At 69.8% G+C, this 10,406-nt stretch carries 10 protein-coding genes; 5 read left to right on the plus strand and 5 right to left on the minus strand.

The annotated features are described in order from the left end of the window. Positions 1 to 50 precede the first annotated feature (50 nt). The 3 genes from ACNPM4_RS06165 (at position 51) to ACNPM4_RS06175 (ending at position 2,926) form a co-directional block, all read left to right on the plus strand. Positions 51 to 1,010 (plus strand): hypothetical protein, encoded by a 960-nt coding sequence (locus ACNPM4_RS06165; protein ID WP_262002606.1) that lies wholly within the window; start codon positions 51 to 53, stop codon positions 1,008 to 1,010. A gap of 87 nt (positions 1,011 to 1,097) precedes the next feature. Beyond that, complete coding sequence (locus ACNPM4_RS06170) at positions 1,098 to 2,687, plus strand: acyl-CoA carboxylase subunit beta (RefSeq protein WP_400859087.1); 1,590 nt, start codon at positions 1,098 to 1,100, stop codon at positions 2,685 to 2,687. After that, positions 2,684 to 2,926: an acyl-CoA carboxylase subunit epsilon gene (locus ACNPM4_RS06175; RefSeq protein ID WP_374956815.1), complete on the plus strand. Its 243-nt coding sequence runs from the start codon at positions 2,684 to 2,686 to the stop codon at positions 2,924 to 2,926. The genes ACNPM4_RS06170 and ACNPM4_RS06175 overlap by 4 nt, the downstream gene beginning before the upstream one ends. Before the next feature lie 6 nt (positions 2,927 to 2,932). On the opposite strand, the gene ACNPM4_RS06180 is transcribed toward ACNPM4_RS06175, so the two are convergent. From ACNPM4_RS06180 to ACNPM4_RS06200, 5 genes are all read right to left on the minus strand, one after another. Beyond that, positions 2,933 to 4,132, minus strand: a complete 1,200-nt coding sequence (locus tag ACNPM4_RS06180) for an ROK family transcriptional regulator (protein ID WP_448985083.1) — start codon at positions 4,130 to 4,132, stop codon at positions 2,933 to 2,935. Positions 4,133 to 4,444: 312 nt separating this feature from the next. Further along, positions 4,445 to 5,452: a hypothetical protein gene (locus ACNPM4_RS06185; protein WP_231481809.1), complete on the minus strand. Its 1,008-nt coding sequence runs from the start codon at positions 5,450 to 5,452 to the stop codon at positions 4,445 to 4,447. After that, positions 5,449 to 6,684 carry a sensor histidine kinase gene (locus tag ACNPM4_RS06190; protein ID WP_448985085.1) on the minus strand — a complete coding sequence of 412 codons (1,236 nt, stop codon included), beginning with the start codon at positions 6,682 to 6,684 and terminating at the stop codon, positions 5,449 to 5,451. The genes ACNPM4_RS06185 and ACNPM4_RS06190 overlap by 4 nt, the downstream gene beginning before the upstream one ends. Continuing rightward, positions 6,674 to 7,333 (minus strand): response regulator transcription factor, encoded by a 660-nt coding sequence (locus ACNPM4_RS06195; protein ID WP_029262528.1) that lies wholly within the window; start codon positions 7,331 to 7,333, stop codon positions 6,674 to 6,676. The genes ACNPM4_RS06190 and ACNPM4_RS06195 overlap by 11 nt, the downstream gene beginning before the upstream one ends. 40 nt (positions 7,334 to 7,373) lie before the next feature. Further along, entirely contained in the window at positions 7,374 to 8,621 is a 1,248-nt protein-coding gene (locus tag ACNPM4_RS06200; RefSeq protein ID WP_448985086.1) for a class I SAM-dependent RNA methyltransferase, read from the minus strand. A gap of 23 nt (positions 8,622 to 8,644) precedes the next feature. Here ACNPM4_RS06200 and ACNPM4_RS06205 point away from each other — a divergent pair, with 23 nt between their 5' ends. Together ACNPM4_RS06205 and ACNPM4_RS06210 are read left to right on the plus strand one after the other, a co-directional pair. Further along, the gene (locus ACNPM4_RS06205; protein WP_448985099.1) at positions 8,645 to 9,283 is read left to right on the plus strand and encodes a Maf family protein; all 639 of its coding nucleotides are present in this window, start codon (positions 8,645 to 8,647) and stop codon (positions 9,281 to 9,283) included. A 78-nt stretch (positions 9,284 to 9,361) separates the two neighbouring features. Then, the coding region (locus tag ACNPM4_RS06210; RefSeq protein ID WP_448985087.1) for an acetyl-CoA carboxylase biotin carboxylase subunit at positions 9,362 to 10,406 on the plus strand (1,045 nt) is incomplete at its 3' end.

A 10,406-nucleotide genomic window follows, 5' to 3' on the forward strand; every position in this document is an offset into this window, starting at 1 on the left:
GGGGGCCGGGCTTTCGGCGTTTTCGCGGGCTGACTCCCTAGGATCGCCGCATGACCCCCAAGGTGCACAAGATCCACTCCCTGCCGGACGATGCTCCGTGGGACAAGGGCGTGCCTCCCGCCGGATCCCCGGAGCATCCGATGATGGTGCGGGGGCTCGACCGCGTGCTGTCGATCCAGCGCCCGCTCGTGCTCGCGCACATCCGCAGCATCCGCCTGCGCAACCCGCACGCGACGCCCGCCGAGATCATCCGCATCCTCGAGCGACGCTACCTCGCTGCCGTGACCACGGGCGGGGCGGCAGTGGGAGCGACCGCGGTCGTCCCCGGCATCGGCACCGGCGTGACCCTGGCACTCTCGGGCGTCGAGACCGTGGGTTTCGTGGAGTCGACGGCGCTCTTCGCGCAGTCGGTCGCCGAGGTGCACGGCATCGCGGTCGCCAACCCCGATCGCGCACGCGCTCTCGTGATGACCCTGATGCTGGGCAAGGAGGGCGTCGACCTGGTCGGGCAACTGGCGGGGCAGATGGCCGGGCGCGGCGGGAGCAGATCGTCCTACTGGGGCGAGCTGGTCACGAAGTCGCTGCCCCGCGCCGCCGTCGGCCCCCTGGTCGACCAGCTCAAGAGCATGTTCGTGAAGCAGTTCGCCGCGAAGGGCGGAGCGTCGATCATCGGCAAAGCGTTGCCGTTCGGCATCGGGGCGGCGATCGGCGGGGCCGGAAACCACATCCTCGGTCGTCGCGTGCTCACCACATCGCATCGGGCGTTCGGTGCAGCTCCGATCGATCTCCCGTTCGAGCTGGAGCCCGTTCCCGGCGCCGAGAAGGTCGAACTGCGCGTGCTGCGCGGCGCCCGGTACGCCGGCACGGCGGTGGCCGGTGCTGCCGGGACGACAGTCCGCGGTGTCGAGTGGGTCGGTCGCAAAGCGCTCTCCCTCGGCCGCTCGCCCAAAAACGATCCGGCACTGGAGGAGACCGACCACGAGCAGGAACCGGACCCCGGCGGGCACTGAGCTCGCGCGTTCATCGCCAAAGGATCGACCGACCCGTTGTGCCGAGCATCCAACGGAGCGCGTCGCCCCGACGCTAGGGTGGAATCCGTGACGGACAAGCCCGACCTCTTTACCACCGCCGGCAAGATCGCGGATCTGCGCGCTCGCTACACGGAAGCCGTCGTCGACGCGGAAGCGAAGGCGAAGGAGAAGCAGCACGCCAAGGGCAAGATGACCGCCCGCGAGCGCATCGAACTGCTCGTCGACCCCGGGAGCTTCGTCGAGTTCGACGAGTATGTGCGCCACCGCACGACCGCGTTCGGCATGGACCGCTCCCGTCCCTACGGCGACTCGGTCGTCACCGGCGTCGGCACGATCAACGGACGCACCGTCGCGGTGTACTCCCAGGACTTCTCGACATTCGGCGGATCGCTCGGCGAGGTCGCCGGCGAGAAGATCATCAAGATCATGGAGTTCGCGCTCTCCGGAGGCATGCCGTGCATCGGCATCCTGGATTCGGGCGGCGCACGCATCCAGGAGGGTGTGGTCGCGCTCGGCAAGTACGGCGAGATCTTCCGCCTGAACACCCGCGCTTCCGGAGTCATCCCGCAGATCTCCATCATCATGGGCCCGGCCGCCGGAGGAGCTGTGTACTCGCCGGCACTCACCGACTTCGTCATCATGGTCGACAAGACCAGCCAGATGTTCGTCACCGGACCCGACGTGATCAAGACCGTCACCGGCGAGGACGTGGGTATGGAGGAGCTCGGCGGCGCGTACACGCACAACACCCGCTCCGGCGTCTCGCACTATCTCGCCGAGGATGAGGACGATGCGATCGACTACGCGCGCACGCTCCTCAGCTTCCTCCCCGACAACAACATGGCGGAGCTGCCCTCGTACGAGAGCACCTTCGAGTTCGAGACCACCGACGCCGACCGCACGCTGAACACGATCGTGCCGGACTCGACGAACCAGCCCTACGACATCCACACGGTGATCGAGCACATCGTCGACGAAGGCGACTTCCTCGAGGTCCAGCCGCTGTTCGCCCCGAACATCGTGATCGGCTTCGGCCGCATCGAGGGACGTTCGGTCGGCATCATCGCCAACCAGCCGTCGCAGATGGCTGGAACGCTCAACATCGAGGCCGGAGAGAAAGCCAGCCGGTTCGTGCGCTTCTGCGACGCGTTCTCGATCCCGATCGTCACCCTCGTCGATGTGCCCGGATACCTGCCGGGCACCGACCAGGAATGGGAAGGCGTCATCCGGCGCGGTGCGAAGCTCCTCTACGCGTACGCCGAGGCCACCGTGCCGCTGGTCACCGTCATCCTGCGCAAGGCCTACGGCGGCGCCTACATCGTGATGGGATCCAAGCAGCTCGGCGCCGACGTGAACCTCGCCTGGCCCACCGCCGAGATCGCGGTCATGGGCGGCCAGGGTGCCGTCAACATCCTGTACCGCGGTGAGATCAAGAAGGCGGAGGAGGCCGGCGAAGACGTCGCCGCCGTGCGCACCCGCCTCGCGAACGAGTACACCTACGACGTGGCGTCGCCGTTCCTCGCGGCGGAGCGCGGCGAGCTCGACGGCATCATCGAGCCCGCGAACACCCGCGTCTCGATCGCGAAGGCGCTGCGTGCTCTGCGCGGCAAGCGTGCGGAGCTGCCGCCGAAGAAGCACGGGAACATCCCGCTGTGACCGAGCACGACACGCAGGACGCAGCATCAGGGGACGTCGCCCCGATGCTCGAGATCACCCGTGGAGCCGCCACCGAAGAGGAACTCGCCGCACTCATCGCGGTGATCAGCGAGGCGTACGCGGCCGAGGCGGCGGACGCCGTCGTCGAGGAGCCGTCGGTCTCGGCCTGGACCCGCACGCAGCGCCCGCTCCGTCGCCCGCTGCGTCGAGACATCCCCTGGGGACGATTCTCCGGCTGATCGGGATCAGTGGTCGAGCAGCAGCGCCGATGCTCGCGGGCTGAGCACGGAATCGAGCACCACGCAGCCGGCCCCCACAGCGGCGACATCGTCACCGACGACCGTTCCGTCCACGGGCAGCGAGCGCACCGCACGTGTGGCGCTCGCCCGTTCGAGCCGGTCGGGGATCTCCCGCAGGTAGACCTCGGCCAGCCGCGACCAGAATGGGCCACCGAAGACCACACGGTCCACGTCGAGCATGTTCGTCAGCCCGGCCGTCAGCACCGCCATGTGCGCCGCGGCCCGCGTCAGCACACCGTCGGCGAGCTCATCGCCGTCAGCCGCCCGCTGACACAGCTCCGTGAAACGCGCGTCCACCGCCTCGACATCGCTGAGCTCACGATCGTCGCGGAACACTCCCGCCCGCTCCGCCTGCGCGACGATCGCCTGCGGCGTGCAGACGACCTCGACGCACCCACGGGAGCCGCACGTGCACGGCGGTCCGTCCGGGTCGACGATGAGGTGTCCGATCTCTCCGATGTTGCGGGTGCTTCCGGGGACGGCTTCCCCGTCTCTGGCCAGCGCCGCCCCGATACCCGTGCCCAGATACACGAACACGAAGGAGTCGTCGGCCGACGCCCTCCGCGTCCAGAGCTCGCCCACCGCGGCGGCGGTCGTGTCCTTCTCGAGTACCACCGGGATGCCGATCGCCTCGGCCAGCACGGAGCGAAGCGGCACCCGGTTCCAGCCGAGCAGCTTCGGCGGGTCGATCACGGTGCCCTTCTCCGCATCGAGGGGGCCGGGCGCCGCGACCCCGACACCGGCGATCGATGCCCTGTCGATGCCCGAGACCGTGATGAGCGCGTCGACCGTCGCCGCCATGGCCTGGACGATCCGAGGAGGTTCCATGGCCGGGGTGCGCACGCCGACACGCCGCATGACCGCACCGGACAGGTCGAGGAGCACGAAAGTCATGAGGGCGGGATCCAGATGCACACCGACCGAGAAGCGGCTGTCCGCGACGAGCCGCAGCGTGACGCGCGGCTTGCCCGGTCCGTTGATCGTGCGTCCGGCCTCGCGGATGAGGCCTTCGTCGAGCAGCCGCCGTGTGATGTTGGTGACGGTCTGCGCCGACAGACCCGTCGCTGCGGCGAGCTCGATCCGGCTCGACCCCTCACCGGACTGACGGATGGCCTCCAACACGACGGACTGATTGAAGTCGCCCATCCGCGGAAGATTCGTGCCCCGGCGCGTTCCCATCGTCCAATGATCCCCCATCGGCGGGGAAATCGTGTCCCCCAAAATACCTACAGACAACGATTGGAAGAACCCTCAGACTGAATGAGACGCTTCGCGTTCGGCTGGTCTCTCTGTCCCAGGGTAGACAGACGCTGATCGGCCACCAGCGGACGGTTTTCGGGTAACTGTCCGCACGGCGAGGGGCAGGCGGATACGCCGCCCCTCGCCCACTCTCTACCGCCTCGACTCCGGTCTCCTCCCCCACCGGAGCCGAGGGGCGGCGCGCCGCGTCGGTGGGGATCAGACCGCGGCGGCGTCCCGCAGGATCTCGTGCCACAGGTCGACGGAATCATCGTCGCCGGAGGAGCGAGTGCCGGCGCGGCCGACCACGGTCACGGCGACCCGAGGATCACGAGCCGAACGGATGATGAGGCGAGCGCTCCGGGCACGGATGAGCACGGCGGCCAGCTCATCCCGGATCTCGACCCGTCGCGCCTCGTCGATGCCGTCGAAGCCGCCTTCGTCGAACACCGTCACGACCGCGCCCCGTCGACGCGCGCTGTCGATCGCATTCCGCACCGCATCGTTGAGCAGATCCGCACCGCGCAGCTCATCCCGCAGTCGCCCCTCGGCCAGACGGGCATCCAGGCGCTCCTGATCGTCCAGCGACCCGCGAGACGCCACCACACGGCTCAGGACGGGCCCCGCGACAGCCAGAGCGAACTGCGTGCGCAGGCGCCGTTCACGCTGACGCACCCGTTGCGTGGCGTGCCAGGCCGAGACTGCCTGCTGGATCTCGGCGAGGCGTTCCGTGTCGCGGACCGCGCGATCCCAGAACATCACGAGCAGACGGGCGACGACGACCCACATGATCGAGCCCACCAGACCGAGGCTCAACGCCACACCGAGGCCGAGGTAGGCGGACGTCGCCGCCACCAGGACCGCCAGCGTCGCCCAGCCGACGAGGAACCGACGACGGACGACGCACACGACCCCGAGCAGGCCGAGTGCGCCGATGTACCAGGTGGCGAACGGCGCAGTGCGGTCGGCGGGGTCGAGCGCGAACGTCACCAGCGCCGGGATGACGGCACTGGCCAGCAGCGCGAGCACGGCCGACCACAACGGCATCCGCACCGAAGTGGCGCTGCCGAGGATCGCGATGTTGACGACGACGAGGTAGAGACCGATCGCGAGGACCATCGCCAGCGGTGCGGTCGGCTGCTCGATCCACCAGATACCGCGCGCGACGAAGTACAGCGCGAACCCGACGGCGAGCGAGGTGGCGACGCTGCGGACGGTGCGGTTCACGAGCGCTCCCAGCCCAGGACCACGATCGTGCCGTGCTCGTCGGATCGGATCTCCGCGGTGCCCGCGACGCCGGCCATGCGAGCGAGGATGGACGCCCGGATGCCGAGACGATCCGCCCCGATGCTCTCGACGTCGAAACCCGGCCCGGCGTCGGACACCGTGACGGCGATCCCCTCGTCGCCGTGACCCTCGGCGACGATGTGCAGGCCGCGCCCGCCGGCATGTGCGACGGCGTTGCCGATGGCCTGACGCGCGGCGAGCACCAGGGCCCGGGCCGCGCGACCGGGAATCAGCCCGATCCCGCCCCGCTCCTCGACGATCGCGTCGGCGCCGAGTTCGGAGAGCGCTCGACGCAGCTCCACCACGATCTGCGCCGTCCCGATCGGCTCATCACTCCCCTCCTGCGCCACCGCGGCCTCGGTGTTCGCCAGCCGGGTGAGCGCTTCGCGCGCCATCGCGACAGCGAGCTCCTTCGCCCGTTCGCCTTCTGCGCGCTCCGCGGCGATCAGCGCAGCCAGGACGCTGTCGTGCATGAGTGCCGACATGGCCACCCGCTCCTCCTCTGCGGCAGCAGCAGCGGCGGCGGTCGAGTACGACGAGACCGCCTGACCTCTGGCCTCGTCCACGCCGGCCGCGACCGAGCGGAACATCCAGCCGAGCGAGATCATGACCACGCCCAGGATCAGCGTGAACGACACATCGAACGCGGTCGTCACCCAGAACTCCCGCGAGAACTCGCCCTGGACGAGTCGGACGTACCCGTAGACGAACGGCATCCCCGCCGCCCAGGCGAACTGGAGTCGCAGCGGGAACGCGAGCATCGCCGCGACCACGCCGACGTTGACGAGGAAGAAGATCCACGGCTGATCGCCCGCACTCTTGTCGGTCGGATCGACGACGGACGGCCAGGCGGCCAGGGCCAGGACGTAGACCACGGCGAAGACGCCGGAGAAGAGGCGGACACCGCGCCCGATCAGACACGCGGCGAGCATCGCCGCCAGGGGCACGAAGACCGCGGCCAGGATCACGGCATCCGCCGCATCTGTCCGCAACGGAGAGCTCAGCGCGGCGATCAGAGCCTGTACGCCGAGCGCAGCAGAGCCGATCGCCACGACGATCGCGAGGATCCGCTCCATGCGCTTGCCGGTGAAGCGCTCGAACTCGGTGTCCGCGCTGCCGGGCGAGGGGATCTTGCTCCAGGCATCGCGGATGCTGAGCGGATCAGCGGGCACTCGCCGCCCCGTCGGCCGCGACGATCCCGTCCTCCATCGCCCGACGGAGGAGGTCCACCTTGGTGGGTGCCGGACGACCGACCTCGACGTACTTCACGCGGACGCGGGTGATGTTCTCCTTGGCCGTGGAGTAGGCGACGCCGAGACGTTCGGCGACCGCCTTCAGCGGCAGCCCCGTGGCATAGAGCCGGAGCACCTCGCGCTCGCGAGTGGAGAGCTGCGCGTCGGCGAACGCCCGATCGCCGTCGACGGCGCTGGCCCATTCGACGTTGTTGAGCGCTTCGCCCTGGGCGACGGTGCGGATCGCATCCAACACGTCGTCGAGAGCGGATGACTTGCTGACGACGCCGGCGGCGCCGGCCGAGAGCGCCTCGCGCACTGCTGCGGGACGGTCGGCCACGCTGTGGATCACGACGCTCGCCCCGTCGTTCACGAGCGAGGTCACGTTCTCCGTCACGGTCGACCCGTCACCGAGAGTGAGGTCGAGCACGACCACGTCGGCCGGAGCGGACGCGGAGGCCACTCGCCACTCGAGGTAGGAGACGACCGTGCTGCCGGAGAACACCACCGTCTGCGAATCACGCGCGCACGCGGCCTCGAGGCCGAGGCGAACGGACTCGTGATCGTCGATGAGTGCGACCCTGCTCATCCACCCAGCCTAGTGAGTACCCGGCGGCGGCCGGGATCGGTCACCGGGTGAGGAGCGCGACGACCTCGAAGTGGTGCGAGTGCGGGAAGAGGTCGAAGCCGCGCAGCCGGTCGACCTTCCACCCGAGGGTCCGGAACGTCCCGAGGTCTCTGGCGAGGGCCACCGGGTCGCACGCGACGTACGCGATGGCCTCCGGCGCGAGGGCGTGCACCGCGTCGACGACCTGGCGCCCGGCCCCGGCACGCGGCGGGTCGAGGATGACGGCTCCGGTGCGCCCACCGCTCTTCTGCGTGGAGAGGAAGCGATCCACGCGCGCGGTCACGGCCTTCACATCGAGCGGGGCGAGGTTGGCGGCTGCGTGCTGGGTGGCCCGCGCACTCGACTCGACCGTGACGATGTCGGAGCCGCCGAGGTCGGCGAGGGTCGCAGCGAAGAGTCCGACACCGCCGTAGAGGTCGTAGTGCGTCTTCTGCTCGTCGACGTGCCCCTCGAGCACGCCGTAGACCGCGGCGTCGAGCACGGACGCCGCGCGCGGGTGCACCTGCCAGAAGCCCGTCGCATCGACCTGGAAGCGGCGGTCGCCGACGACCTCCTCGATCACTTCCGGTGTCGGGCGGCGACGGAAGCCGCGAGCGACCTTCGCCGGCCGCTCGGTCTCCTCCCGCCGGATGACGCGGACTCGGCCGTCGGCCGGTTCGACGAGTTCGATGCGTCCCGGCGCCTCGCCGTGCAGGGCGAGTGCGGCCTCGGCGATGGCGGGACGCGAGAGGGGGTAGCTGGTGACGGGGACCACGCGGTGGCTGCGCGCAGCGAACGGACCGACCTCACCCGACTCGTCGACGTGCAGGGTGACGCGGGTGCGCCAGCCGGTGCCGTCACCGGAGTCGACGGCCTCGATCTCGGGAGCGACGAGACCTGATCCCGCGAACCGGTCGAGCGCCTCCGTCAGCACCTGGCGCTTGAGCACCCGCTGGTACCCGAGGTCGATGTGGCCGAGATCGGCTCCGCCCGGGCGGTCCGCCGGATCCCGGGAGAGATCGGCCTCGGCCCAGATGTGCGGACGGCGATGCTCCGACGCGTCGAGGACCTCGATCGTCTCGGCCCGCCAGAAGCTGCGGGTGGAGGCGTCCGCGCCCTCCTGTGGGGCGATCACCCTGGCACGGACACGCTCCCCGGGGATCGCATCGGAGACGAAGACCACGCGGCCCTCATGACGGGCGACGAAGGTGCCCCCGTGTGCGATGCCGGTGATGTCGAGTTCGAGCACGTCGGCTGCGGAGGAAGTCATTCTTCGAGGATACGGTGGTGGACATGCGCGTCTGCCTCGCCTCCACGTCTCCCGCCCGACTGATGCTGCTGCGGCAGGCGGGGATCGAGCCGCTCACCCTGTCTCCGGACGTCGACGAGGATGCCGTCGCCGCAGCCGCCGAGGCCGAACACGGCGCCGCGCTCGCCCCCGCCGAGCTGGTGCTGCTCCTCGCCCGCGCCAAGGCCGCAGCGGTCGCCCGCAGTCTCGCAGAGGAGGGCGAGTTCGACGGTCTCGTGATCGGCGGCGATTCGATGTTCGCGCTCGGCGGGCGCGTCTACGGCAAGCCGTACACCGCGGAGGAGGCCACCCGGCGGTGGGAGGAGATGCGCGGAGCGACGGGCATCCTGCACTCCGGGCACTCGGTGTTCCGGGTCGTTCCCGGCGCGGAGCCCGTCGAGGCGACCGCCGTCGCCGAGGCGGCGGTGACCTTCGCCGAAGACGTGAGCGACGCGGAGATCACGGCCTACGTGGCCTCGGGCGAGCCGCTGCACGTGGCGGGAGCCTTCACCGTGGACAGTCTGGGCGGTGCCTTCATCACCCGGGTCGACGGCGATCCCTCGACCGTCGTGGGCATGTCCCTGTCGACCGTGCGGCGCCTGGCCGCGGAGCTCGGCGTCCGATGGACGGATCTGTGGTCGTAGACTCCCCTCCACGTTTCCCCCACTTTCTTGTGGGGAGTCGTCAAAGGGATCGAGGGCCTTCTCGCTAGGCTGGCAACCATGCCTGCTATCGCCAAGGTGCTCGTCGCCAACCGCGGCGAGATCGCCGTACGCATCATCCGCGCCGCTCGAGACTCCGGGATCGCGTCGGTCGCCGTCTACGCCGACCAGGATCGTGATGCCCTGCACTCCCGTCTCGCAGACGAGGCGTATGCGCTCGGCGGCTCGACCAGCGCCGAGACGTACCTGCAGATCGAGAAGATCCTCTCCATCGCCCGCCGCGCCGGTGCCGACGCCGTGCACCCCGGCTACGGGTTCCTCGCCGAGAACGCCGAGTTCGCCCGCGCCATCATCGACGCGGGGATGACCTGGATCGGTCCGTCGCCCGAGGCGATCGAGGCCCTCGGCGACAAGGTGACCGCGCGTCACGTCGCCGAGAAGGTCGGTGCTCCCCTCGCGCCCGGAACCCCCGGTCCCGTGGCCGGAGCCGACGAGGTCATCGCCTTCGCGAAGGAGTTCGGCCTCCCGATCGCCATCAAGGCGGCATACGGCGGCGGCGGACGTGGCCTCAAGGTCGCCCGCGAGCTCGACGAGGTCGCCGAGCTGTTCGAGTCGGCCACCCGCGAGGCTGTCGCCGCCTTCGGTCGCGGCGAGTGCTTCGTCGAGAAGTACCTCGACAAGCCGCGCCACGTCGAGACGCAGTGCCTGGCCGATGCCGAGGGCAACGTCGTCGTCATCTCCACGCGCGACTGCTCGCTGCAGCGCCGCCACCAGAAGCTCGTCGAAGAGGCTCCTGCACCGTTCCTGACCGAGGAGCAGAACGACCTGCTCTACTCGGCGTCGAAGGCCATCCTCAAGGAGGTCGGATACGTCGGCGCGGGCACCTGCGAGTTCCTGATCGGCGCCGACGGCACGGTCTCATTCCTCGAGGTGAACACCCGCCTGCAGGTCGAGCACCCGGTCTCCGAAGAGGTCACCGGCATCGACCTGGTGCGCGAGCAGTTCCGCATCGCGGCCGGTGGCACCATCGACTACGACGACCCGAAGCCGCAGGGCCACTCCATCGAGTTCCGCATCAACGGCGAGGACCCCGGTCGCGGGGTTC

The organism is Microbacterium umsixpiens, assembly GCF_053543675.1.